Source organism: Litoreibacter halocynthiae (assembly GCF_004365635.1).
In the GTDB taxonomy this organism is placed as follows: Bacteria; Pseudomonadota; Alphaproteobacteria; order Rhodobacterales; family Rhodobacteraceae; genus Litoreibacter; species Litoreibacter halocynthiae.
In genome coordinates this window covers 396,928-423,714 of the sequence record NZ_SOBH01000003.1, presented here as the reverse complement: position 1 = coordinate 423,714, position 26,787 = coordinate 396,928, and the positions used below count along the sequence as shown (strand labels likewise).

At 56.4% G+C, this 26,787-nt stretch carries 15 protein-coding genes; 6 read left to right on the top strand and 9 right to left on the bottom strand.

The genetic code is table 11. The features are described 5' to 3' along the window. Positions 1-229 precede the first annotated feature (229 nt). Together BDE40_RS13875 and BDE40_RS13870 are read left to right on the top strand one after the other, a co-directional pair. Complete coding sequence (locus BDE40_RS13875; protein WP_134015470.1) at positions 230-910, top strand: peptidoglycan recognition protein family protein; 681 nt, start codon at positions 230-232, stop codon at positions 908-910. A gap of 45 nt (positions 911-955) precedes the next feature. Continuing rightward, complete coding sequence (locus BDE40_RS13870) at positions 956-2,329, top strand: esterase/lipase family protein (RefSeq protein WP_134015468.1); 1,374 nt, start codon at positions 956-958, stop codon at positions 2,327-2,329. Between the two features lie 303 nt (positions 2,330-2,632). Here the strand turns inward: BDE40_RS13870 and BDE40_RS13865 are convergent, their stop codons facing one another. The 5 genes from BDE40_RS13865 to BDE40_RS13845 form a co-directional block, all read right to left on the bottom strand. Continuing rightward, the gene (locus BDE40_RS13865) at positions 2,633-3,913 is read right to left on the bottom strand and encodes an acetylornithine deacetylase/succinyl-diaminopimelate desuccinylase family protein (RefSeq protein ID WP_134015466.1); all 1,281 of its coding nucleotides are present in this window, start codon (positions 3,911-3,913) and stop codon (positions 2,633-2,635) included. 54 nt (positions 3,914-3,967) lie between these two features. Beyond that, positions 3,968-5,857 carry an excinuclease ABC subunit UvrC gene (gene uvrC, locus BDE40_RS13860; protein ID WP_134015464.1) on the bottom strand — a complete coding sequence of 630 codons (1,890 nt, stop codon included), beginning with the start codon at positions 5,855-5,857 and terminating at the stop codon, positions 3,968-3,970. Between the two features lie 308 nt (positions 5,858-6,165). Continuing rightward, entirely contained in the window at positions 6,166-6,951 is a 786-nt protein-coding gene (locus tag BDE40_RS13855; protein ID WP_134015462.1) for an SDR family oxidoreductase, read from the bottom strand. Then, positions 6,952-7,899, bottom strand: a complete 948-nt coding sequence (locus BDE40_RS13850) for a calcium/sodium antiporter (protein ID WP_134015460.1) — start codon at positions 7,897-7,899, stop codon at positions 6,952-6,954. A gap of 184 nt (positions 7,900-8,083) precedes the next feature. Continuing rightward, complete coding sequence (locus tag BDE40_RS13845) at positions 8,084-8,884, bottom strand: S49 family peptidase (RefSeq protein ID WP_134015458.1); 801 nt, start codon at positions 8,882-8,884, stop codon at positions 8,084-8,086. A gap of 160 nt (positions 8,885-9,044) precedes the next feature. Here BDE40_RS13845 and BDE40_RS13840 point away from each other — a divergent pair, with 160 nt between their 5' ends. After that, entirely contained in the window at positions 9,045-9,686 is a 642-nt protein-coding gene (locus BDE40_RS13840) for an aminotransferase class III-fold pyridoxal phosphate-dependent enzyme (RefSeq protein WP_134015456.1), read from the top strand. A gap of 328 nt (positions 9,687-10,014) precedes the next feature. Here BDE40_RS13840 and BDE40_RS13835 read toward each other — a convergent pair whose 3' ends face one another. Together BDE40_RS13835 and BDE40_RS13830 are read right to left on the bottom strand one after the other, a co-directional pair. After that, positions 10,015-13,545 carry a hypothetical protein gene (locus BDE40_RS13835; RefSeq protein ID WP_246030457.1) on the bottom strand — a complete coding sequence of 1,177 codons (3,531 nt, stop codon included), beginning with the start codon at positions 13,543-13,545 and terminating at the stop codon, positions 10,015-10,017. 11 nt (positions 13,546-13,556) lie between these two features. Then, entirely contained in the window at positions 13,557-17,753 is a 4,197-nt protein-coding gene (locus tag BDE40_RS13830) for a DUF11 domain-containing protein (protein ID WP_162848095.1), read from the bottom strand. 94 nt (positions 17,754-17,847) lie between these two features. On the opposite strand from BDE40_RS13830, the gene BDE40_RS18235 reads away from it, so the two are divergent. After that, the gene (locus BDE40_RS18235; RefSeq protein ID WP_162848094.1) at positions 17,848-18,057 is read left to right on the top strand and encodes a hypothetical protein; all 210 of its coding nucleotides are present in this window, start codon (positions 17,848-17,850) and stop codon (positions 18,055-18,057) included. Positions 18,058-18,880: 823 nt separating this feature from the next. Here the strand turns inward: BDE40_RS18235 and adh are convergent. Together adh and BDE40_RS13820 are read right to left on the bottom strand one after the other, a co-directional pair. Continuing rightward, positions 18,881-20,404, bottom strand: coding sequence for an aldehyde dehydrogenase (adh, locus tag BDE40_RS13825; protein WP_134015452.1), 1,524 nt, complete (start codon positions 20,402-20,404; stop codon positions 18,881-18,883). Positions 20,405-20,533: 129 nt separating this feature from the next. Next, positions 20,534-21,493 (bottom strand): GAF domain-containing protein, encoded by a 960-nt coding sequence (locus BDE40_RS13820; protein ID WP_211342435.1) that lies wholly within the window; start codon positions 21,491-21,493, stop codon positions 20,534-20,536. Positions 21,494-22,055: 562 nt separating this feature from the next. Here BDE40_RS13820 and BDE40_RS13815 point away from each other — a divergent pair. Both BDE40_RS13815 and BDE40_RS13810 read left to right on the top strand, forming a co-directional pair. Further along, entirely contained in the window at positions 22,056-23,339 is a 1,284-nt protein-coding gene (locus BDE40_RS13815) for an efflux RND transporter periplasmic adaptor subunit (RefSeq protein ID WP_134015450.1), read from the top strand. Continuing rightward, on the top strand, positions 23,336-26,443 hold the full coding sequence (locus tag BDE40_RS13810) for an efflux RND transporter permease subunit (RefSeq protein ID WP_134015448.1): 3,108 nt from the start codon (positions 23,336-23,338) through the stop codon (positions 26,441-26,443). Before BDE40_RS13815 ends, BDE40_RS13810 begins: the two co-directional genes overlap by 4 nt. Positions 26,444-26,787: the final 344 nt, after the last annotated feature.

The window sequence follows — 26,787 nt, the reverse complement described above, 5'->3', positions numbered from 1 at the left end:
TGTTCAATGAGATTGTCATCTTGAGGGTAGCAACAGTACCCCTTGCAGGGATCCAAGGTCAGCGAATCACCTCAAGCACTCCGAGCCGGATTGACCAAGACAATGGAACTGCCGTTGCCCGCGCAAGGCCGTGCCCAAAACCTTCAAAAACTTACGGGGTTTTGTCACAAGTATTTACCGCACCTAAGTCATTGAATCTAAAAGCGTGCATCTCACGTGGCAAAACTACGTGGCAAAAAAACGATCGTTTAATCACCAAAAACGCAATAATTATGATAAAATTACAACCATTCAGTTTTTAGGAGTTACTCAAATGCCATTAAAGAAAATTGTTATGCATTGGTCAGCTGGTGGTCATAACGCGAACTCGTCTGACAAAAGACATTACCACGAGATCGTCGAAGGTGACGGAGACCGTGTCGGAGGTGATCACCTTCCCGAAGCCAATAACTCTACTTCTGACGGCCACTATGCGGCACACACGCGCGCGTTCAATACTGGCGCTATTGGTCTTTCCATGGCTGCGATGAGTGGTGCAAAAGAAAGACCATTCTCTAAAGGAAAGTATCCGATTACTCCGGTTCAACTAGATGTATTTGTCGAGATGGTTGCCGAGTACGCCGATACATACAACATCGACATTACCAGAGAAAACGTTTTGTCTCATGCCGAAGTCCAAATCACGCACGGAGTAAAACAAAACGGAAAGTGGGATATTACATGGTTGCCCGGCATGGCTAAGCCCGGTCACCCGATTGAAGTTGGAGATCATCTTCGAGAAATGATTAGGGCTAAACAAGTGGAAATCTTCCATGAAGATGCACCAATCATGGCTGGGCTTAATATGGATAAATTCTCAGAAAAACTCGCTTCTCATATTGGGGAATTCCTTAAATCTCAAAAGGCATAGCTAGCCGAGATTTCGGCAAAAATTTAGTATATACGGATATTTTTGATGATCTATAGTCTCAAAGCAGTAATTTCATGTATTGCGATTTGTTTTTGTACGTTCCTGTCTTTTCCAGTGATGGCTGAGGCTACTTTTGTTCGACCTGAGGATCGCAATACTCCTCGCAACGCACGCCTCATGGTGTTTGTTCACGGAATTACATCAGACGGGAAGGCTGCATGGCTAAACGAAGAATCCGGTGCATACTGGCCTCAGATAGTAAAGGATGATGACACATTCTTTGGTACAGATATCATAGTGTATGATTATCCATCTTCCTATTTTGGAAACGGGTTAAGCGTTTCTGATCTTGCCGCCAAATTTGCTGAGGACATGCTGGCTGCTGATGGAATAGATGCGAGTACTTACGATGATGTCGTATTTGTTGCCCATAGTATGGGTGGCCTTATTGTGCGGCGTGCGTTGCTTGACAGCGAAGTTCTAAGATCGATTACGCCAGCTATATTTACCTTTGCAACGCCCTCCGGAGGCAGTTCATTAGCATCTGTCTTGGATTTTTTCAGTTCGAATTCCGCAGTCCGAGACTTAAGACGTTCCATAGATCAGGAGGCTGGCGGAGCTGACAGTTTTTTGGTGACGTTGCGCAATTCTTGGAGAAACACACATATGGCAAGGCAAACTTGGAGTTATTGTGCATTTGAAACCATTGGCACCACCAAGTGGTTAGTGTTTACTGCGATACCTGTCGACAAGCTTAGCGCAGAACTTCTCTGTGACTCTGGGTTAACCGGTATTGCAGCTAACCACAGCGATATTGTTCGACCAATTAACAGATTTTCACATCAACACCAGCAGCTCGTAATCTGGTACATTGACACATTTCCAGACTCCGGCTTAGCACGCCGTCAAGAAGCGACGGAACAAGTTGTCATCGCGAGGTGTTCTACCGACCATTACGGTGAAGATTTGTACTCGACAATATCGTCTGAGATAGTCCGGATCGGTGCTCAATGGCGCTTTACGAGAGAGATGCCGCAAGATTGGCGGCAGAGTTTTTCAGCATATATCTGGGAACTTGAGCCACCTAAAGTCCTTGTTTTACACTATTCGTGTTTTCAACAAGGGCCAGAGACAACTGAGGGCAGAAATGAATCTATCGTAGACTTCAACAATATGCTCCATGAACTTCAAACTTCAGGTGTAAAAGTCGTAACATTTTCAAGAGGATTTGTCAGGTACCCGACATTCGCCCACGACAACCTCGCCCTACGGGACGGACTTGCAAGCCACTATTCCACTGATTGTCAAAGGCTTTATGCTGTGCCAGTTCCCGCCAAATTAGAGTACGCAACTGCTCGAGAATTACAGGAGCAATTTCAAGATGTCGTCGAGAGTGCTCTCAATTCGGATTGTGATTAGGAAAAACATCAGAGACTGATCATCACACATTCCGAAGAAGTACCCAATTTATGGTTCCAGCCCCTGATCGCGTTTTCTGATCGGCATTATCCACCGCGTACGACCATCTGTCCGCCTGCCGATCAAGCCATTCTTCTGAATTGGCAACATGGGCGAGCTGGTTCGAGTCCTTGCCAATAGCGACACACAGAAAGCAAGAGTACTATCGACTACGGTGAGCAACGAAATCTCTTGGAAGCAGCCATTGGAGCAAGTGCAGCGAATGAACCCATTGTCCGCAGAACAGACCTTCCAATTTCCTAGCTACTCCTTGGACACCAACAAATCCACCAGAACCAGCGCCATGACCTTGGCGCTGTCGAGCATGTCGTCTACGCCAACATATTCGTCAGGCTTATGCGCCAACTCCAACAAGCCCGGCCCGTAGGCGATGCAGTTATCGAGCTTGCCGATCCGGTCGATGTGTTTCTGGTCATAAGTGCCCGGCGAGACCACGTATTCGGCTTCGACGCCCAACACATCCCCGATGGCCTTCGCCACTGACGTCACTACCGGTGCATCTTTCGGAGCCATGGTCGGCTCCACAGACCAGATCTCGTTGAGGTCATAGCGGAAGTTTTCGCGCTCTGACTTCACCTTTTCCAACACCGCACGTACCTCGCTCTCCACCTCGCCCTTGCTTTCCTCCATGAGGTATCGGCGGTCGATGATCATCTTGGCGTGGTCGGGGACGCAAGCCGAGGGCAGTCCGGTGAAGTCCTGTTCGGGTTCCGCCTGCCCGCCATGCAGCGAGTTGATGTTCATCGTGGACGACCGCGCGCCGACCGGCACCACAGGCATCGCCGTCTTTTTCTGCGCCAAGGCAGGAAACAGGCTCTCTTCCATCTCGTGCAGGACCGCGCCCATGTGGCGCACAGCGCAATCGCCAAGGAATGGCATGGAGCCATGGGCGATCTCGCCATGAGTTTCAACCTCCGCCCACCAGACGCCACGGTGGCCAAGGCAAATCCGGTCCTTTTGAAGCGGCTCGGGGATGATCACGTGTTGGACGTTTTTGTAATGCCCCTGCTCCGCCAGATAGGCCACACCGCCATAGCCGCCGGTTTCCTCGTCAGCGGTGCCGCTGATCTCGATGCTGCCAGAGAAATCGGGGTGCTGTTCGATGAACGCCTCGGCGGCGATGATAGATGCGGCGAGGCCACCTTTCATGTCGCAGGTGCCGCGTCCGAAGATTTTTCCGTCCTTCAGCTCGCCGCCAAACGGGTCCTTGGTCCAGCCGGCCCCGACTTCGACCACATCGGTGTGACTGTTGAAATGCACGCAATCGCCGGCACGCTTGCCTTCATATCGGGCGACAATGTTCCATCGCGGATATTTTTCGCTGTCACCGGGAGTCCCAAACGCGCGGATCAGGTCGCAGGTGAATCCCCGCGCCTCTAGCCGCAGCTTTAGGTATTCGCAAATCTCGCGGTAGTTCTCGCCCGGCGGGTTCAAGGTCGGGATGCGCACCAAATCTTGGGTGAGCGCGATCAGATCGTCTCGCTTTGCGTCGATACGGGTACTCAATGCTGTGTCAGTCGTCATACCAGACAAGCTATGGAGAACCGGAGTGTCTGCCAAGTGCGCGCGACCCGCCTCTTATCCTTTTTCGTGAAAATGGTCGTAGATTACGCGGGCCATCGCTTCCGACACGCCCTCGACACTTGTCAGATCGTTTAAGTTCGCGCGAGCCACTGCTTTGGCGGAACCGAAATGCAAAAGCAGTGCTTTCTTGCGTTTCGGACCCACGCCCTCGACCTCGTCCAGCGGGTTCTTCAATTGCGACTTGGCGCGTTTGGCGCGGTGGGTTCCGATTGCGAAACGGTGCGCTTCGTCGCGCAGGCGCTGGATGAAGTAGAGCACAGGGTCGTTGTGGCGCAGCGCGAAGGGGCGCTTGCCCGTGCGGTGGAATTCCTCTTTGCCCGCGTCGCGATCAACGCCTTTGGCGACGCCGATCATGGTAATATCCTCGACATCCATCTCCCGCATGATCTCGCGCACAGCTGACACCTGCCCCGCGCCACCATCGATAAGCAGGAGGTCGGGCCACATGTCGGTCTTACGCTCTGGATCTTCCTTTTGCAGGCGCTTGAAGCGTCTTTGCAGCACTTCCTTCATCATGCCAAAGTCGTCACCCGGTACCAGTTCCTCTCCTTTGATGTTGAACTTGCGATATTGGTTGCGCAGGAAGCCCTCTTCGCCCGCGACGATCATGCCGCCGACGGCGTTCGTGCCTTGGATGTGGGAGTTGTCGTAAACCTCGATCCGCTTCGGCGGCTCCGGTAAGTCGAACGCCTCGGCCACGCCTTTCAGAAGTTTCGTTTGGGTCGCGCTTTCGGACATCTTGCGGGCCAGACTTTCACGGGCATTACGCAGGGCACTGGTGACCAGCTCTTGCTTCTCACCACGCTGCGGGACCAAGATTTCAACCTTTCGCCCGATTTTCTGCCCCAAGGCCTCCGCCATCAGGTCAGGGTCTTCGATCCCGTGCGACAGGATGATCTGGCGAGGTGGCTCTTTGTCAGAATAGAACTGCCCCATGAAGGCTTGCAAAATCTCGGGCTCCGCCGCGTTGGCGGTCTTGGGATAGAAGTCGCGATTGCCCCAGTTTTGGTTGGCGCGAATGAAGAAGACCTGCACGCAGGCCTGCCCGTGTTCCAGATGCAGGGCGATGATGTCGGCCTCGGCCACCGTTTGCGGATTTATGCCTTGTGTTGTCTGCACTTGGGTCAACGCGCGAATGCGGTCACGCAGAGCGGCAGCGCGTTCGAACTCCATATCCTCGGAGGCTTGTTGCATCTGTTTGGCCAAGGTCTCCTGCATGTCGGTGGAGCGGCCTGAAAGAAACTGCTGCGCATCGCGCACCAGCTTATCGTAGTCAGTCTCGCTGACCTTCCCGACACAGGGCGCAGAACACCGTTTGATCTGGTATTGCAGGCACGGGCGCGACCGAGTCTCGAAATCGCTGTCGGAACAGTTGCGCAGCAAAAACGCGCGCTGCAATTGGTTCAATGTCCGGTTCACCGCGCCGGCAGACGCGAAGGGGCCGTAATAGTCCCCCTTCTCACGTTTCGCGCCACGGTGTTTTTTGATCTGCGGAAACTTGTGCGTGCTGGTCACCAGAATATTCGGGAAGCTTTTGTCGTCGCGCAGCAATACGTTGAACTTGGGCTTCAGCTGCTTGATCAGGTTCTGCTCCAGCAGCAGCGCCTCGGTTTCGGTCTTTGTCGTCAGGAACATCATTGACGATGTTTCCGAAATCATCCTCTCGATCCTCGGACTGTGGCCGTTGGGATTGGCGTAATTGGAGACACGCTTCTTCAGTGACCGCGCCTTGCCAACGTAAAGCACGCGTTGCTGCGCATCGAGCATTCGGTATACGCCCGGAGAGTTGTCGAGCGTCTTGAGATAGGACTGCACGCAGGCATGCCCCGTTAACGTAACGGAAGCTTCAGGGGTGGCGTCTGAGGGTGACTTAGCGTCAGTCATGGGTGCTACGTGATTCCTTACCTTCGCTGCAATGTCGCGCGGTTGGGTTCAAGATAAAAGGTTTCCACTATTTCTGTGGATAACCTTGTGGGGGAAATGTGGTGAGCTATAAATTATCCTTAGTTTTCGGGCCTACCAGCTAGTTGCACAAAAATTAGGCGATAAATTAAGTTATTGTTTTTAAATGTTATTTTTTATCAACCCTGACAAACACCTGAAAACATTAGTCTTTTAGTAACAGATTCGTGACGGCAATTGCTGACGTGGACAAGTCAATCCCGATACGGCAAAAAGCTGATACTTTTCCCCTATTCAACACCCAAAACATCGGGAGTGCGCCATCCAAGATGTTGGCCGCCGTCGATACACAAAAGCTGCCCCGTCAGCGCCGACGATCTGACAATATACTCCACCGCAGACGTGATGTCCTCGGCATTTGATCCGCGTTCCAGAATGGTCGCCGCACGCTGCCGTGCGAAGTGATCATCCGACTGCCGTGCGCCCTGCAATGTCGGTCCGGGGCCAATCGCGTTAACACGTATCGCTGGAGCCAGTGCCTGTGCGCTGGTCTGCGTCAGTGCCCACAACCCCATCTTGGCGAGCGTGTAGGTCATGAATTCAGGCGTCAGTTTCTCAACCCGCTGGTCGATCATGTTTATGATCACTGCCTGCGCTATCCGTTCGCCGTTTTGATCCTCACCCACTTGTGGCGCTTGCTTGGCAAATGCCTGTGTCAGAAGAAACGGCGCCTGAAAGTTGGACCCCATGTGGCGGTTCCACCCCTCGCGGGTGGCAGAGTGAAGAGTGTCATACTCGAATATCGAGGCGTTGTTGATGAGGACTGTCAGCGGTTGCCCAAAAGCTTTGGCGGCGGCGGGAACCAACGCCTCTGCTGCGTCCAGGTCCAGCAGGTCTGCTTGCAAAGCCACGGCTTTGCGCCCCTTCGCCTCTATCTGCGCGACAGTTTCGGCGGCGGCCTCGGAGGACGAGGCGTAGTGCACCGCGACATCGAACCCCATATCAGCCAGCTTAAGCGCCATAGCGCGGCCCAGCCGGTCCGATGCCCCTGTTACCAATGCCCGCCCGTTCGTCATTTACGCCTCTGCGCCCAACACGATCACAATGTAGATGACATATAACGCGCACAGCGCGAAGCCCCAACGCTTGCCCAGATCTTTGTGCCAGAACACAATGGGAAACAGGATCAAAGATGATGCCAGCATCACCCACAAATCAAAACGCAGGAACGCGGGCGGAACAGGAAGCGGACCAACCAAACCAGCAATGCCGATAATCACAAGAAGGTTGAATATGTTGGACCCGATCACGTTGCCCAAGGCCACGTCGGCGTGCTTGCGCATTGCGGCAACCACAGTGGTCGCGAGTTCCGGAAGTGAAGTGCCAACAGCGACGAGGGTCAGGCCGATGACCGTATCAGACACCCCCATACGGGTTGCGATCGCGCTGGCGTTTTCAACCAAAAGACTCGCCCCGAACGGAAGTCCGATAAGGCCCACAATCAGGTAGGCCGCGATTTTCCAACCGCGCATTGTGGGATCTGCACCCTCCGGCTCCTCCTGCGCTGCGGCGGCGCGGCCACTCAGCGCGTCGCGGAACTGATCCGTCAGGATCAGCGCAATGCCCGCAAGCAGAACCAAAGCGTGCACCCATGTGATCGGCCCGAAGAAGTTGACAGCAATGAAAAGCAGTGTCGCCGCAATCATCTGGAGGTAGCTCTTCTGAGTACGAGACTGGCTGGTGGGAAGTCCATAAAACAAGGCGGGTATACCCAGCACCAGCAACACATTGGCCGTGTTCGAACCGACAACATTGCCCAAAGCCAAACCAGGAACGCCGTCAATCACCGCCTGAATTGAAATGAGAAGCTCTGGCGCCGATGTGCCAAAGGCAACTACGGTGAGACTTACAATCAAGGCCGGAATACCAAGCCGCAAAGACAAGTTTACCGCGCCACGCACAAGGGCATCGCCAGCTAACAGCAGGATAATCAGCCCGCCGAGCGCCCCGAGAAATTCAAGCATGCCTTAGCCTTTTTTCTGACAGGGGCACGGGCCCTTGCCTATTCTGTAACTTCCGCATTTGCTGCATTTCAGCGCGGTTTTCGCCCCCAGTTTCGGGCCAACTTTAGGGAATTTAAGCTTACCAAACATCGCCAATACAGCCATGCCGACAAGAAACAATGTGATGATCTTGAATATCATGAGGTCAAAGCCCGAACTGCGCCCAAAGCGCTTTTTCATCGAGCTGATCAATTGTGTCAGTCAGAACCCGCGCCCCAAACCGTTGGAACAAGGAGCGCTTCGGTCCAAAGGTGTTGAACCGGACTTTGTCTCCGAACCGTTCTTTCATCACGGGTACCAAGTGGCCGACTTCGTCAGCAAGGCCAACCTCGATCGCTTTCTCGCCCACCCAAATCTCGCCGGTAAACAGGTCGCTATTGTCGGACAGCTTTGACGCCCGGCGGGATTTTACATGCGCGATGAATGTATCATGGATTTGCGCCTGCAAAGCCTTGAGGCGCTTGATGTCAGCAGGCCGCTCCGGACGGAATGGATCCAGCATGGACTTGTCCTTGCCCGCCGTGTGCACGCGACGCTCCACACCTTGGCGTTGCATCAACTCGTGAAACCCGAAGCTTGCAGAGATCACACCAATAGAACCGACGATAGAGCTGTGGTCCACATAGATGTGGTCGGCACTCGCGGCGAGCCAGTATCCACCCGAGGCCGCCACGTCCTCGACAAACGCGAAGACAGGCACATCATTCTCGTCGGCCAACCGCCGGATGCGTGCACCGATCAAAGAGCTTTGAACGGGAGAGCCGCCAGGCGAGTTTAACTGCAAGGCAACAGCAGTCGGTTTCCCCTTCTTGAAGGCTTTGTGCAACATCGACGCCAGCCCCGCGTCGTTAAGATTGCCACCCCGACCGCCAGCCGCGATCACACCGCTCATCGCGACGACGTTGACCGTTGGCGGCGACTTCACAAAAGGAATAAAACGTTTCATTCCTAACCATGTAGAGCCCCCCTCCGTTCCAAACAAGGGCGATGTCGGAAACGGGCTTGCAGGCGTTGCCTTTTGGCGCAACCCGTAGCCAACGGCTTCGGGAGACGCCAAACGAAAGACTTAAACTTCCTCAACGAAAACAACGCACACCACATGTGGCATCCGATGGGCCACGTGGGAGCTATGCAAGAACACCCGCCGCGCATTATTTCATCGGCACAAGGCTCGACCATTTGGTCGGACCGGCGACTGGTCCGGCTCGCGCCACTGGGGTGTTCAGCCCAACATGATGACCATGGCCAAGCGCATCACCTCCGGCTACTTCCCCTTTGGTGCCGGTATGGTGTCCGAAGCGGTCGTCGAAGTTTTCGAGACCTGCGACCCGAACCTCGCGGCCATTTTCCACGGCTACACATATTCGGCGCATCCCGTCGGCTCGACCGCTGCTTTAACGTGCATCAGAGAAACCCAACGAATGAAGATCAACGCGAACGTGGCTCCGCGCGGGTCGCAACTATTTAACGGCCTGCTGTTCTTGAAAGACAAGTATGACATCGTTGGCGGCGTGCATGGTGGCCATGGGTTGATGACTGCTTTGGAATTGGTGTCAGATACGAACGCCAAAACACCAGCCGCACCGTCCAGTGTCTCGGAAGTGTTCAATGTAGCCTATGAGGCTGGTGCAATGGTGCGTATCGGCGGGAATAACCTGCTGATGTCGCCACCACTCATCATCAGCGAAGGTGAAATTGCGACCATATTGGAAGCGCTCGACGCGGGTTTGTCCGTCGTTAGCGCTTAACCCGCTCAGGGTTTAGTTGGGGACGCGTCACCGTTTTGTCGACGGCGTGGTTGCCCGACGCATCAGTTCTACATCGCTGTACAAACGCAGATCGTAAGTCTGAGGTATTGTGTTTGGTTGCGGGAGTAGGATTTGGCTTGTACCGAACTCAAGGAGGCATCAAAGATCAAAGGGCGTAGGATAGCGGGCAATCCTAAGCTATGGTCAATCCCGTGTCCCAGAAACAGGAGTTCCCACAGCGGTCATTGGTAACATAACGCGAGGTCCGGCATCGGCGGTCTGCGCGGTGCGACAGCATCACTTGGTAGTAACCTCCGAAAAAAGCCCGCTAAAACTTGGCGATCAGGTTGATGAAGACACCTTTGTCGTCATATGTCAGATCGGTCAGATCATCTGAGAACCGGCCGGAATTATAGCCGACACCCAGTTTGAAGTTGTTTCCGACATGGCGATAGATCGCGCCAACCAGCCCGTATTCCTTCGTCTGGATTTGCCGCGCATTCAAAACGCGGGCCTCCAGCAGCGCATCCCACTTGTGGACCAAATGATACCGGACATTCGCAACACCAAGCCACGCGTCGTTCTCGGAGAACGCCGTTGTGGCGTTAGGAGAGGAGTCAGACAAACGTGCGCCGATCTTGCCGCCAATCGTCCATTGCTGGTTCAGATCGTAAATGGCGTCAAAGCTCAGCACATGGCTGCGCTGGCGCGGGCCGGTCACGTCGGTGCCGTCTATCCGCTGGCCGTAATCGTCATAGAGGTAGCGGTATTTCAGCAAGACATTCAGGCGGTCATTGTCGACAGGGCGATAGGCATATCCGATGGACGCGTCGACCAGCTTGCCGTCGAGGATCGATGACTGATCCGTATCGGTTTTCGAGGCGTCCAGATTGAACACCAGCCGTTGGGTGTCGTCGATCTTGTAGCGACCGGAAGCGGCAAAGAGGATGGTATCCGCATCCCGGTTGGTGCCGGATGTGAGACCACGTTCGCGGCGGTATTCCAGACGGCCCCGTGCGGTCAGACTTTCATCCTCGTACCGCACGCCGAATGACAGCGCGTGCCGGTCAAAGTCGCCATTGATGCTGTCGTTGATCCGGCCAACCTCAAGCGATCCGGTGTAGGACAGGAACTCGCTGCGCGCGTAATCGACGCCGTAGGTGCTGGTCAGTGACCTGTGGGAGCCGAACAGGTCATAGGTGTTTTCCCCGTAATAGGCGAGGTCACGCGTGACCTGTCGGCGGCCACCCGATACAAACCGCCCCTTGTCTTTGCCAGTTACACTGCCTGCAAAGAACTCGCGGTTCGGGTCCAGCTCGTAGCCGAAATAAACGCTGTTGTTGTTCTCGTCCTCGTAGGAGACACGCGCGGCGGCTCCTACACCGGTGGAGCCATCCGACACTTCGCCTTCGACCTTCCAGCCGTTGTTGAAGGCGTAGGATCCCCCTGCCCCGACGCGGTTGTTCTTTTCCAGACCTGAGCGTTTCAGCGTCGCCTGCCCATAGACGAACCATTCCAGCCGCTCGTTCGGTTTCACCGTGTAGCGCAGCGCAAAATCGGTCCGCGACCCTGTTTCGCGAGCGGTCAGCTTGTCGAGATGCTCGATCCCAAACCCAAGCGTGCGGGTCTCTGACAGCTTATAGCTGCCTTCGACACCGCCCTCGCGTGCGTATTGACCGGCGTCGTTCTTGTAATCGTCGTAATACAGCGTGAACTTCAACCGCTCGGAGGCCTGGAATTCGGTATAGGCCCCCCATAGCGTTTCGTCGCCCGTCGTCGCACTCACCTGATGGTCCAGCGTCGAGAAGCCTAGCGTGCGGTGCTCATAGTACACTCCGAAGCGACCATCGGTGGTAAATCCGAGATCTGCGAAATCGGCAACGACTTCCGCCTTGTAGGCCTCGCCCGTGCCGCCAGCTGGCGCCGTGTTGTCGATGATCAGGCCACCATCGGTCGAGAAGCTGGAGCCGAAGCCCGGACCCTCGCTGCGGGCGTATTCCAGCGTCGCATAAGTGCGTTCGCTGAACTGATAGAGCATATCCGCGCCATAGGATTTCTGGTCGGCGGCTCCGGTCTTCTCGATCAACGCGGTTGCGCCGAAGCGCAGCTGATCCGTGGCCCAAACCTGCGCCCTGCCCCCGTAGGAATATCCGTCAAGGCCTCCGGCGGTCGGGGTGTATTCGTATTGGGCAACCAGATTGACGTTTTCTTCACCGCCGGGATTGGTGACGACCACTCCACCGCCGATGCTGCTGCTCAAGGGTGCGCGCAGTGTCACGACGCCTTGCAGATAGTTGATGTCGTAATCCCGGCCATAAACCAGCGTGCGCCGCTCCAGAACCCGGCCTGAATCCGGATCGCGGATTTCGACGCTCAGGGTTTCCGAACCGATGGAGATATCCTGCCGCTGAAGGAAATAGACCGACCCGCCCGTACCGCGGAAAATATCGCGCTGCGGCAGGTTGTCGGGCTGTGCCGCATAGAGCTGTAGTTCCGCCTTTGCATCGCCGTTCTTGGTCTGCTGAGCGGATTTATACTGCGCCTGTGCGCCGTAAAGCGTGCGCTCGTTGCGCAGGAAATGCGATCCGTTGACTTGGCCCTTGAATGTACCCCAAAGCGCGAAATTCTCGTCCTTTTCCGCTTTGAAATAGAACTTTCCCGCCGTCGGCGCGGCCTCCTCGAAGGTGCTGTCGTCGCCGTAAGTTAGGTAGTATTCGTCCGGGTCGATGCGCGTCAGCAGGCTGCGCGGGTCTTTCTCGTCGAATTTGCGGAAGATGTCCGATAGGTCTTCCTCCCGCGTATCCGCCGAGGCTGTGATGGTCACGCCATTGGCGTTTGTGCCTTGCGTAAAGAACGCCAGACGGCCCTTTTGATAGCTTCCATCCGTGCCGGTCACGGCCTGCTCGCGATGGCCGACGGTGATGTCGGCGACGGCGACCGTGAACCAGTCCGCTTTACCCAATTCAACCTCACGCGCCAGCGTCACGTCGCGGCCTGCGCTTTTGGTTTGGACAATGACGGTTTGATCGCCTTTCGGCAGGATGCGCTGCAACACAAACCGGCCCTGCGCGTCGGCGCGGATCGTTTCGCCCAAGGTCGAAACGGTCTCGTTCGGGGCAAGCGAGCTGCCGGAGACCGTCACGGCCCCGCCACGGACAGGGATGCGGTCGATGGCGGTGGTCGAGCTTCCCTCCTCGACGTCGTCCTGCCCACGCGCCTGATTGGGGCGATCCAGCACCAGCGCGGTCGTTTCGTCATAGCGGCCACGCGCGTCATAGACGCGGTGAACGGCCACAAGATCGCGGCCATCAGGCAGTCGAACTTCGGCCTGACCATTGGGGCCAATCGGGAACACGCCCACGGTGCGCGGGCCGCCACGGGCCTGCTGGTCGATGATGCGCACCTCGCCACGGGTCAGGAACGCCGGATAGTTGGTCGCGGATTGGAACCGTACAGTGTCGCCCGGTTTGTGGCCCCGGGTTGGTCCCATGACCTCCAGGTCCAGACGCTTCTCGACAGCCAGATCATCGGCTTGCACGCGAATGTCAGCCTTTGCCAAAGCCACGTCCGCTTGCCGCTTCTTCTGCTCGACTTTCTCGTCACCCTCGAAGGTTTCGCCATCGACGCTAATGATAAATCCGGTCGCGGGCTGGCGTGCGCCGTTTGCGATTTCGGTATTCACGCCAACGGGCATACGGACCGTGTCGCCCGCATTTCCGGTTTCGCAGGATGCGGGCAATACCCCGTTGACCAGATCGCAGTTGTTCTGCGCGGCGGCGGGCAGTGCTGTCGCAATCGCGCCAAGCGCGGTTGCCCCAAGCAGAGTGCGGATGAAGGATTTTCTGTGGTGAATGTTCATGATCATATCCCTCACTGCACCCGCTTGACGGTCTGCTCGATGTTCAGCTTGTAGCTGCCCACCCTGCGCCATTTCGTGCGTAGTAGTTTTTCGACACCGCGAAGCCGCGCCCGTGCTGTTTTCAGGTCGTCATTCTCAAGAATGTAGGACAGGCGCAGCACCGAAGGTTTGCGCTGTATCGCGCCCAAGAGCCGATCAACGCTGTCTTCAAATCCGTCGACTAGCTTGCCCGTGGTCGGATCGAACGCCGCCGCCGTCAGGTCGATGTCGATCACGCTTGAAATCGAGGCGCCGAAGTTCAGCTTGGCCATTTTGCCCGCTGTCACGCGGATCACCCGTGGGTTCTCCGTGGTCACCCGGTAGCCGGTAGGCAGGCTGTTGGTGTCCAGCTTCAGCGTGAAGTTCGACCCGATGTCGGAGGGCAGCTCCGCGCAAGGCACATGGTATCTGCCGAAGGAGTCAGTGGTGATCCGCACGCCGCGGACGGTGACGACACGGACGCCCGCCAGACCCGGCTCGCCCTCGTCCTGATATCCGTTGTGGTTCTTGTCGTCGAACACCTTGCCGATGATGTCGGCGCAGTCGAAGACATGTTCCGCCACGATCCGAACGATAGCGGTGCCATCGGCGGTCAGCGGATTGCCCGTCGCCGGATCAACCAGACGCGCACGGTTGACCGCATCACCCGGAGGCGCGGCACTTGTAACACGCGCTTGCAGGACCAGCACGACATTGCCCGAGGCAGGCACGGTCACACCCGGCACGGTAATACGGTTGGCCACGACGGTCGGGACAACAGGCGCGCCGTCCAGCGTTGCGCTGCCCGGTGTGAACAGGAATCCCGGCGGCAAGCTGTCAACCAGATCGACAGGACCCGCAGCAGTCAGGTTCGCGTTCGCAGCGGTGATCGTATACGTCACCGTGTCGCCCAAGCGCGCGGTTGAAACACTAGCAATCTTGGTGACGGTCAGGCCCGCTACCGGCACCACAGGAATAGGGTCCAGCGGGATATGGTTATTGATGACATCCGGATCGCCTGCTTCCAGCAAGAAACTGAAGTAGTAGGGCGTCGGTGCACCCGCCGCAGGGGGTGCCAGTGATGCCGACAACTGGCAGCTGCCACCGGGGATGGCATCAACCGGACATGTGGTGGCGTCCAGCGATCCAGCTTGTGGCGGAACCAAGGCCGAGGGGGCCGCGACATAGCCAGGCGGGTAGGTCGTGATGGCGATCTGGTACTCGGTTTCACCGGCAGGACATTGCGGTGCCGCACCGGGGATCACGTCAAAACCGTAAGCGCCGGAAGCATTTGTCGTCTGGGGCTGCTGTCCCGGCAACAGACAGGCCGTCGGCAGCGCAACGCCCGCCGCATCGGTCAGCTGCAAGGTTGCACCCGAGATCGGCAAACCCGTGGAGGAGTCGTAGACGACGCCCGCCGGATCAATCGGCTGATTCTGGTCTTCGAGAATTGTATCGACCTCGAATGTCAGGTCCTGGATCGACCCGACAGCGATCCCTGTCTCGGGGTCGGTAAAGATGATCTCGTAACCCGAGTTGGGCGGGAAACCGGAAAGCAGGTATTCGCCATCGGGGCCGGACACCGTTTCTTCAACGACCTCGCCATTGCGGAGCAACTGCACCACATAGTTTGGCAAAGTCTCGTCCGCGCCCGCATCGAAGGCGCCGTTACCGTTGCTGTCAAGGTAGACCGTCCCGCTGACCGCAGGGACAGAGCTTTCGACCGGCACGGACACCGTCGCGGTCGAGCAATTGGTCGGGTTCACAACCTCGCAGATCTGATAGTCGAACGTGTAGATTCCGTTAGGCACAAACGCGGTCGTGTCCACGGTCCCATCGGGGTTCAGCACAAAGTTGGCGGGCAACGCGCCTACCGGCGTCACCGTCACAGCACTGGGATCAAACGCCGCCCCGTTGAGCGTGTCATTGTCGAAGACATTCACAAGTCCGGCCACAGGCAGGGCCAAATCAACAGGCGTCGTCAGAATGTTGTCGACCGCTTCAATTTCCGGCGGATCGACCACGACGGTGACCACGGCCGTATCGCAATTGGCGGGGTTGAGGTTCTCGCAAAGGTCATAGGTGATCTCGTAGGTGCCAGCCGGTGTTCCTGCCGGAACGGACACGATACCCGTCGCCTCCTCCAGCACCGGAACAGGTGCGCCCGGAGTCACCGGCGTGGCCGGTGCCGTAACCGCAACAGATACATCGCTTGGGTCAACCGGCGTGTCGTTCAACGTATCGTTGTCCAGAACGTTCACGACCTCAGGGTCGCCAAGCAGGCCGTTCACGGGCGGCGGGGTATCGTCCTCTGCCCCAATCGGGGCCTCCGTTACCGTGACGACGACAGTTGCATCGTCGCAGTTGGTCGGGTTCAGGTCCTCGCAGATTTCATAGACAATCGAGTATTCGCCCGCCGGAGTTTCCGGCGCTACCGATACTACACCTGTGGCCGTGTCCAGAACGGGAACGGAAGCCCCCGGCACAATGGGAGTAGCCGGGGTCGTCACCGTCGCAGTGATATCCTCGGGATCGACAGGATCACCGTTCAGCGTGTCATTGTCGAAGGCATTGGCAACCTCTGGATTACCCTCAAGCCCGTTCACAGGCGGCGGCGTGTCATCGACTGCTTCTATCGGGGCTTGCGTTACAACCGCCGTGACGATCGCGTCATCACAGCTGCTCGCGTTCAGGTTCTCGCAGATCTCGTAGCTGATCGTGTAGCTGCCGGCCGGCGTGTTCGCAGGCACCGAGACGGTTCCCGTCGCCGGATCCAGCGCCGGCACCGGCGCGCCCGGCGCAAGCGGCGTGGCGGGGGTCAGCACGGTGGCGGTGATGTCGGCAGGAACGACGGGATCGCCGTTCAGCGTGTCATTGTCGAAGGCGTTGCCCACATCGGGATCACCGGTCAGACCATTGGACGGGCCGTAGCCATCATCCGCCGCAAGAATATCGGCGGGCGCGACCTCGACGGTGATCTCGGCGTCGCTGCAATTGGTCGCGTTCAGGTTCTCGCAGATCTCGTAGCTGATCGTGTAGCTGCCGGCCGGCGTGTTCGCAGGCACCGAGACGGTTCCCGTCGCCGGATCCAGCGCCGGCACCGGCGCGCCCGGCGCAAGTGGCGTGGCGGGGGTCAGCACGGTGGCGGTGATGTCGGCAGGAACGACGGGATCGCCGTTCAGCGTGTCATTGTCGAAGGCGTTGCCCACATCGGGATCACCGGTCAGACCATTGGACGGGCCGTAGCCATCATCCGCCGCAAGAATATCGGCGGGCGCGACCTCGACGGTGGCGGTTGCAGTTGCGCAGTTTGTCGAAAATGCCGTCTCGCAAATTTCGTAGTTATAGGTGTAGGTGCCAGCGGTCGTACCCGGTGCAACCGTGATGGTGCCATCCGGGTTCATGGTAAGCGAACCCGCAGTCGGCGTGGGAGCGGTGCCCGGGGTCAGGGTCACATTGGTCGGCGTTGCCGGGCTCCCGGCGAGTGTATCATTATCAAGCACCGAGCTTGTCGTCCCGCCGACAGAACCGATTATCGGGGGGGATGTATCGTCTATTGCAACTATCGGGTCGGTGATGAAGACTGGAAGCGGCGACAATGTGAAAAACATGCGTGCTGATCGCACGCCTTGGACATCATCCTGAATAATTTGAAACGTCGTCGCGGGAGTATCGAGAACAAACCTCGCCTGATCGTCGGTCGGATCGTTTACCGAATCTCTCGCCAAAAAGCTGCCGACACCACCGGAGGCAATAAGACGGCCGACTTCATCGGCGAAGCCGGGTGGCGATGTGAGGCTGTATTGCCCCAGACCCGTGGTAGAACTCCATGTCCCCGGAACATTCGACGCGAAACTGTCCCGCGACGTGAAGCCGTCCATGTCATCAATATCGGCGAACAGGACATCGCCCATTTCAAACCCGTTCGTTGTGAACGTCATGACGATGGAGCGGTCACAGGCGGTCGTATTGTTTACTAGGGGTTGAGGATATGAAGCGAACATCGTGACCCGGCCAGCGGAGGTAATCGAGAAACAGTTGGAGTTTGTCGGGTCGCCGGTAACTGTGATCGTGTTCCCGTTCCCGTCGCCGAGGATCATTGTATAGAAATTGGGAACTGACTGGACGGTGAAGGTTTCCTGACCCGCAGAAGCTGTAAGGGGGGCAGTGAGAGCGACAACCGTGGCCAAAATACGTGAAACGATCTTTAGGTTTCGATCCCAAAAGCCTGTAGCCACCGAGCAAGATCGGCGCAGATAATTACCCGGAGTTTGGAAAAGAGATATGCCGCGGCGTATTGCCAGAAACCCGAAAAGAACAACCAGCCAAATAACCGACTGCATTGCGCCACGCATTATGCCCGACATCACGTTCTCCCGCACTATCTGCGACGCGCTCGGCCTGCTCAGCCGATTCAATCGCAATTTATTATTTGGAAGTCTGCTCTCCTCGGTGGGACTCTTAAAAAATGAACTTGAAAAAACCGCAGGTTAAGACTTCTTTAACTTTTGCCTTTGTCCATACGTCATTTTTTGCTGGGCAGTCCACGACGTAGATCACGCAACTGTGAAGCCGTTGATCTGTTGTATCTGATTTGTCACTAGATAGGACGATTCTGCTTTGTCAAATGCCCCGCGGGCACGATTTTAATACCACGTAGTTGGCAAGAAAACCGCCATGCATCTCCTCCTTCAAGCATTGCGAGTTTTCGCCCGATTTTCTCTATGCCTCAAATTTGGATGATCAGGCATCATCAAGATGACTGGAGATTGTTGCAACCGATTGGCCCGACATTACGCGCTTCGGTTGCTTCTACAGAGCTTCCATGGCGATAGCCCTAACGCCGAAAGCCACCCTTGGGTGGCTGTTAACACATTGTGGTAATTGGTTGATTTTGGTTACGCGAGCTCGATTTCAGAAATACTTGCCTTTGAATGCTACCTCGAATACCGGCATGCCTTCCTTCTAAGGGGTGATGACAACTACCCTGATACCTTAAAGATGAAGCACCTTCAGAGCCCAATATGCGGCAAGCGGTCTTTCGCCGCGTCCTGGACGGTGGTCCGCTGTGCGGACTTAGCTGACTTTTGATTCATTCGGTCCAACAGCCGGTATCAACTCGTAACTGTGTATTCGGCGAAATTCGTTCGAAAACACGCAATGCAGCGAAAATCGGTAACGAGTTTTTGGGTCGCCGACGGCAGTATTGAGATCGCTATGGTATTTCGACGAACACAGATCTTTGGGTTATGTCTGGTTTGATTATCGCGGTCTTGGTTGGCTCCCGCGCACAAGCACGGGAGCCTTCTTCGTTAACCTAGAAGAACCCAAGTTTGTTGGGGTTGTAGCTGACCAGCATGTTCTTGGTCTGCTGATAGTGGTCCAACATCATCTTGTGGTTCTCGCGTCCGATGCCGGATTGTTTGTAACCTCCAAAGGCCGCATGCGCTGGATAAGCGTGATAGTTATTCACCCAAACACGGCCTGCTTCGATTGCGCGGCCCATACGGTAGCAGGTATTCATATCCCGCGACCAAACGCCGGCACCAAGGCCGTACATCGTATCGTTCGCAATTGCCAAGGCTTCTGCTTCGTCCTTGAAGGTTGTGACCGAAACGACCGGGCCAAAGATTTCTTCCTGAAAGACGCGCATGGAATTGTCGCCTTTAAAAATCGTCGGCTGGATGTAGTTACCGCCTGACAATTCGCCACCAAACTCCGCAGCTGCACCGCCAATAAGAACTTCAGCGCCTTCTTCACGGCCAATGGTGAAGTAAGACAGGATTTTCTCTTGCTGGGCGGTACTGGCTTGGGCGCCAACCATCGTTTCAGGGTCACGTGGATCACCGTGCTTGATCGCTTTCACACGTTCGATGACGCGCTCCATGAAGGCCTCGTAGATGTCTTCCTGCACCAAGGCGCGTGACGGGCAGGTGCAAACTTCGCCCTGATTGAAGGCGAACAGAACGAAGCCCTCGATCGCCTTATCAAAGAACGCATCGTCTTCGCGCATGATATCGGAGAAGAAGACGTTGGGGCTTTTGCCGCCCAGCTCAAGCGTGACGGGGATCAGGTTCTCGGTCGCGGCTTGCATGATCGTGCGGCCTGTCGCCGTGGACCCTGTGAACGCGATCTTCGCGATACGCTTTGACGTGGCCAATGCCGCGCCAACTTCCGCGCCATAACCGTTGACGATGTTCAGCACACCCGCCGGAAGCAGGTCATTGATCAGCTCTGCCAAGACCATAATCGCAGCCGGTGTTTGTTCCGCCGGTTTCATCAACACGCAGTTGCCCGCAGCCAGTGCTGGCGCAAGTTTCCACGCGGCCATCAGAATTGAGAAGTTCCATGGAATGATCTGGCCGACGACGCCCAGCGGTTCATGGTAGTGATAGGCCACAGTATCGGCATCAATTTCGCTCATTGAGCCTTCTTGCCCACGCAGCACACTCGCAAAATAGCGGAAATGGTCTGCGGCAAGCGGAATGTCCGCGGCCATCGTTTCGCGGATCGGCTTGCCGTTGTCCCATGTTTCGGCTTGGGCCAGCAGCTCGAGGTTGTCCTCAATCGCGTCTGCGACCTTCAGCAAAATGTTTGCACGCGCGGTTGTCGACGTCGCGCCCCACGCGGCTTTCGCCTCATGTGCAGCGTCCAATGCCAGATTGACGTCATCCGCGTCAGAGCGGGCGATGTCGTTGATTTTTTCGCCGGTAATCGGCGTCACGTTTTCAAAGTAGCGTCCGTTCACAGGCGGCACGAATTTGCCGCCGATAAAGTTGTCATACTTTGTTTTGAACGGAGACGTGTATGTCCCAGACTCAGTATGTGCGAGATCTTTCATTATTTTTTCCTCCTGAATGCCCAAGTCCTCCACCTGGGCTGAGGCATAACCTGACAAGGGCTTTCGCGTCCGTCAGTAGGGCAAAACAGAAAGAGTGGGTGATGTGTCTCATCCCTGAGACAGATTCAGTCAGGTTTCGTGCAAGCCCAGCCGCTTCATGCGCCGATAGAGCGTCGCGCGGCCCACACCAAGCTGGCGCGCGGCCTGTGACACGTTGCCGTCGGCCCGCGCAAGCGCACGCACCACGGCGGCGCGTTCAGCGCGCTGGAACCCTGTGGGGCCGTCTTCCTGGCCCAAAATATCAGCGGCAGGACGCGCGGCAAGCGGCCCCGTTCCGGCCAATCCAAACGCGCGGCGTGCCTCGCGGGTTGCGCCAATGACAAGGTCGTGGCTGTCCACGGCCAGCAGGGTCGCAGAATCCGCTTCACTGCTTTCGGCCACGATAATGCGCGCCGCGCTGAACGCCGCCCGAAAGTTGGCCTCTTCAATCGCGCGGGCGGTTTGCGCCACTTGCGCCCCGATCAGTCGATTAAAGGCCTCGGTTTGATCCGCCCGCGCCGAGGACACATCAAGCGCGGCCACGATCTGCCCGTTCTCGTCAAAAATCGGCGCATCAATACAGCTCATTCCGGTGTTGCGGACATGAAAATGTTCGTCCTGATGAATGATCACACGGCGACGCTCGGTCAGGCAGGTGCCAATCCCGTTGGTTCCCTCACGCTCCTCGCTCCAGTTCGCGCCCGCGCTCAGGCCCCAGCTTTCAAAGGCAGGGGTGTCAGCATCCGACATGCGCTGGTCGAGGATAACGCCCTCGGTGTCCGTCATCAGAACCGCACACCCCGATTGCCCGACGAGCGAATACAACGCGTCCAATCGCGGTGCGGCGACCATCATGAACTTCTCGTAGACCTCCAACCGTTCCCGCAACGCAGCGTGTTCAATCTTGTCTGGTGCGCGTCGGTTGTTGGGGTCCAACCCGTGTTTCTGCACGGATCGATGCCAGCTCGCCGCGATTTGCGAACGTGCGGCAGCAGAAGCGGAACGTGTCGCTTCGAGAACTCGATCAGCGTGCGAAGTCTTAGGGTCCATCGGCCTTCCTATTATCGTGAAGGTGGACCTATCTTATGGCAATCGGAGCATCTGGCAAGCTGATTGCAATTCCAACAAGCAGCACCAGCACAATCTGTTTGATATTGGCTGCGAAGTTGAAGGGATATTCTGCTTGCGTATTGAACTGTGTTTAGTTTGTGTTTCGCCCAGAGATAGCCAAAGTAGCAAGATGCACTACTGAAGAAGCAGACTTTCGTGCAGATTGCAGCATCGGTATGAGAGGGCTCGGAGCAGACCTCGGAGGCGATGCAGCATTTGGACCTGACACTGCCCTACCGATGGGGGGGACGGCCCATGGCTGCCATTGACCACTGTCATGCGATGTTGCACACGCGGCCTTCGTTCATCCACGACGAAGCGAATTTCACAGTGGAAGCGCGCCAGAGATCATACTCTTTAGGGTCATGCAGATTGACTTGTATCAAAGATATATTCTTAATATTGAATACATTGTCCGCTGAAGTCACAAGACAGTTTCTGACGGTCGATTTTTCGTAGTCGACCAACGCAACGTTAACGGAAACCCCAAAGGATCATTATCATGCGCACTTGGATAATCGTTTTCAGACGGCTTTTTGCCGTGGGTATTCCGCTAGCGTTAGGCGTTGGGGCGATCCTCTACTCTGGCTCCATCAAATCCGAGGCCGCCCCTAAGGAAACCGCATCACTATCTGTACCGGTGCGGGTCATTACCTTGAGCGAAGTCGATCTGATCCCTCGTGTCACCGGATATGGTGTTGTAGCCCCAGCTCGCGAATGGCGCGCCATAGCGCGAGTGGAGGGCAATATCATAAAGTCTTCACCGCTTCTCTCGGATGGGCATTTTGTGCCATCGGGGACAGAGTTGTTGAAGATCGATGACACGGATGTGCGGCTAACCCTTGCGCAGTTGGATGCGCAAATGGCGGCATTAAATGTGAAAGATGATACGCTGAATGCAAGCCTTGAACTTAGCCGCGCCGATCTGGCCATTAGCGAGAGTGATCTAAAGCGGCAACAAGACCTTCAAGACCAAGGCGTCACAACACGAACTGCGCGCGATCAGGCGGCACGGGCGGAGTTAACGGCCCGCTCTAAACTGACGGATATCCAAAACCAACTTGCATTGAATGAGGCCGAGCGCGCGGTCCTGTTGGCGCAACGTGCCAGTTCTGCGCGTAGCCTCGATTTTATGTCGGTGGTCGCGCCTTTCGACGTTCAAATCAGATCAGTTGAGGCAGACCTGGGACAATATGTGGCCCGCGGCGCTGTCTTGTTTTCAGCAGATGGAACGGAAGCCGTGGAAATCACGGCTCAATTCCCCATCGGGCAAATGGGCCCGCTGATACGGTCGCTGGAGCCCGGCATGAGCGTTCTGGACCTGAACGCGCAAGTCGAGTTGAGCCAAGCCGGTCGTGTTATCGAGTGGCCTGCAACTGTCGCACGCGTCAGTGATGCAATCGAAGCGCGCACCCAAAGCGCCAGAATTGTTGTTCGGGTTGACAGGCCCATGGAGCAGGCGATTGCAGGCGAAAGGCCGCCGTTGCGCCGCGATATGTTTGTCGAGGTACTGCTTCGCGCTCCGTCACGCAAAGCTCTGGTCGCACCGTCCACCGCGATCACCCAGAACCAAGCGCTTGTTGTCAGCGCGCAAGGTAAGCTTGAGCCACGCGAGGTTAAGCTTGCCTACACAGTCGATGGTCTGGCCATTATTTCTGGCGGACTTGCTGTGGGCGATAAACTCGTAGTCACAGATCTGTCTGTAGCAGTACCGGGCATGGCTGTTAAACCAGTTGAGGACAAAGCACTTGCAGCCGCATTGGCCGTTCAGGCGTCAGCTCAATGATCGAGCTGTTCACGCGCCACGCAACCGCCGCCAACATCTTGATGGTGCTGTTCATCGGCCTTGGCATCGCCGCCTTGCCAACACTGCAACGCGACAGTTTTCCCGAAATCCCGCCGTCCGATGTTGAAGTGCGAATCGTCTATCCCGGAGCGGCACCAGCCGACGTCGAAACTGGCATTTGCATGGTCGCCGAAGACCCGATCCGGAGTGTCGACAACCTCGCGGAGCTGACCTGTCAGGCGCGCGACAACATGGCTGTTCTGACAGCTGAAATGGTCGAAGGCGCCGACATGACGCGCTTTGCCGCTGATGTGAAAGCCGCCGTGGATGGGGTCACCGCCTACCCTGCAAAGGCCGACGCTCCAGTAACCCGCATCGTAGAACGCGTCGCAAACGTTGCCTCGATCGCGGTGACTGGCTCGACCGACCCCAAAGTTCTCTTAGCCTACGCCGATCAGTTTGCGGAGTTTTTAAAGGCTGATCCGAAGATATCCCAAGCAACCGTAGGCGGTTTCTCTGACCGAGAGATTGTCATCGAAATATCCGCCACGGCGCTGCAACGTCATGGTTTGACCATATCTGCGGTCGCAGCCGCATTGTCCCGCAACAGCTTGGATGTCCCCGCCGGAACGCTAGAGGGCCCCGAGGGTGACGCATTGGTACGGTTTGCTGGTGAACGCCGACGCCCAAACGAGTTGGCGACAATCCCATTGCTGGGATCAGAATTGGGCACTGAGATTTTGCTTGGGGACGTCGCAAAAATCACCAACAGGTTCGCGGACGACTATGATGCGACGTTCTACAATAACAAGCGCGCAGCAATCGTCAGCGTCACGAAGACCTCGACGCAAGATGCGTTGCGTGTGATGGCCGCATTAAAAACCCGCTTGGATACGGCGCGCGCGCAGGCACCCGCTGGGATCGAATTGGCAATCTCGCAAGACAGTACATCCAATATCACCGAACGACTGCGGATCATCACCACGAACGGCATGCAGGGCTTGGTTCTGGTCCTGATCGTGATGGGGTTATTCTTTGGGCTGCGCTTTTCCTTCTGGGTCGCGTTGACGCTGCCGGTGTCCTTTCTAGGCACCATCTTCACGATGCAGCTTTTGGGGTTGACGATCAACATGATTACAATGGTAGCACTCTTGGTCGCGATTGGCTTGCTGATGGACGACTCGATCGTGATATCCGAAAACATCGTACGTCGCAGATTGGCTGGGGAAACGCCCGTACAAGCCGCCTTGAAGGGGGTCACACAAGTGGGCCCTGGCGTTATGGCCTCTTTTCTAACAACCGTCATGATTGTGGGTCCACTTGGGCTCATGGCGGGTCAGATTGGCGCAGTGCTCAAATTCCTTCCCGTGGTCTTGGTGATCACCCTTATTGTTAGCCTGATAGAGGCGTTTCTTGTGCTCCCGAACCACCTTGCACACGCACTGCGCGGCGACATGCAGCCCAATCGCGTCAATCGTTGGATGAATGGGGTTTTCGACATCCTCCGCGACCGAGCCATTGTGCCGCTTGCACGCCAAGCGCTGCGGTTTCGCTACTTCACGTTGGGGGTGGTTGGCTTCATCCTGCTGGTATCAATCACTCCGTTCACCGCAGGGCTGATCAAGTTCCAAAGCTTTCCGACTTTGGAGAGCGATACAGTCGAAGCACGGCTCCTACTCGCGCAGGGCGCGCCGCTGGCGCAGACCCAAGCACGTGTTCAAAAGGTTGTCGCTGCGCTGGAAAAAATCAACGCCGCGGAAACACCAAAACAACCTGACACGCAGCCGCTTGTCCAAAGTGTAACGGTTACCTTTGGTTCAAATGCCGATGCTGCGTCTGAAAGTGGCCCTCATCTGGCAACAGTCAGCGCAAAGCTTCTGCCAGCTGGGGTCCGAACGACAACAGTCACACAGATCGTCAGCGACTGGAGAAAGGCCACTGGCCCAATGCCGGACATGGCCAGCCTAAGATTTACGGACAAGGAACGCGGCGTTGGCGGCAAGCCAATTGATGTGCGTTTGCAGGGGCCTGATATGGTGGCACTGGAGGAAACAGCGCGCGACATGCGAGCATTCTTTCGTGCCTTCCAAGGCGTACGCGACGTAGCCTATGATCTGCGTCCGGGTAAACCTGAGTACGTCGTTTCGCTGCGTCCCGCCGCCGCCTCGGCGCTTGGAGTGTCAGCACAAGGCATCGCGACAGAACTACGAGCAAGCTTTCGTGGCGATACCGGTCTGGAAGTGCAGGACACGCTGGGTGGGCTTGATATCGTTGCGCGTCTCAACGCGTCAGACCGCAATGCTGCCAGCGATATCGGTAGCATCCGCGTGTCTGGAACTGGCGGTGCATTGGTGCCGCTTTCATCTGTGGCAGATATTCGTCTGACGCGAGGCTATGCCTCGATCACTCGGATTGATGGAATGCGAACGGTTTCGGTGACAGGCTCCATCAATCCCAATGTCGCAAATTCGCGCGAGCTGATGGCGGCCATGCGCACTGGCTTTCTCCCTGATCTAAGCCAGCGCCATCCGGAAATAAACGTCGTGGTCGTGGGCGAGTCCAAAGACACCGCCACCACCGGTGCATCGCTGATGCGCAACCTCGCCATGGGGTTCATTGGTGTTTGGCTCATCCTCGCCTTTCAGTTCCGTAGTTTTATCCAGCCAATTGCAGTCTTTCTTGCAATTCCATTGGGCATCATCGGGATGATGTGGGGGCACCTTGCGCTTGGAATGCAGTTGTCCCTGCCAAGTTTCGTTGGTCTGGCAACGCTTGCTGGCGTCGTTGTAAACAACTCGATCTTGTTGGTGGAGTTCATCAAGAGCCATCATGATACTAGCGATGACCTGATGGACGCTGGGGTTAGTGCGGTGCGGGATCGTTTTCGCCCGATCTTCCTGACTTCCTTGACCACCGTCGTGGGGCTTGGCCCACTTCTGTTTGAACAGTCAACCCAAGCCCAGTTCCTGAGGCCGATCGTCGCGAGTCTGGCCTTTGGATTGTCCGGCGCTACGTTTCTGGCACTGTTTGTAACGCCCGCCGCCTACATGATCTTATATGACCTGCGATTGGTCCGCGGAGACAAGAAGCCGCTGAAGTCTTGAAGACGACGCGGACGAGACCGAACTTCCGCATTAGTCATGGATGCTCGTTGATGGCGGTAATGCCTCCATTGGCGCAGCGACTGCCAAAACCACCTTCTCAGCTTGTGCTTCCAGCGCCGCGGAAACGCCGTTCTGGCACAAACTCGAGAACTTAAATTTCGAATGGCAGCATTTGGGTTTGGGCGTGTTTTTCTTGACGTCCATCGATCAGAGGTCGTTGATACAGAATAATGCTACGAGACCTGCTAGGGGCCGGTATTCGCAGCTTGCGGTCATCTGTGCACAATGCAGCATCGGTCAAATTGGGCTCGAAGCCGCCTTTGTTTTCGCAGAAACACTTGATG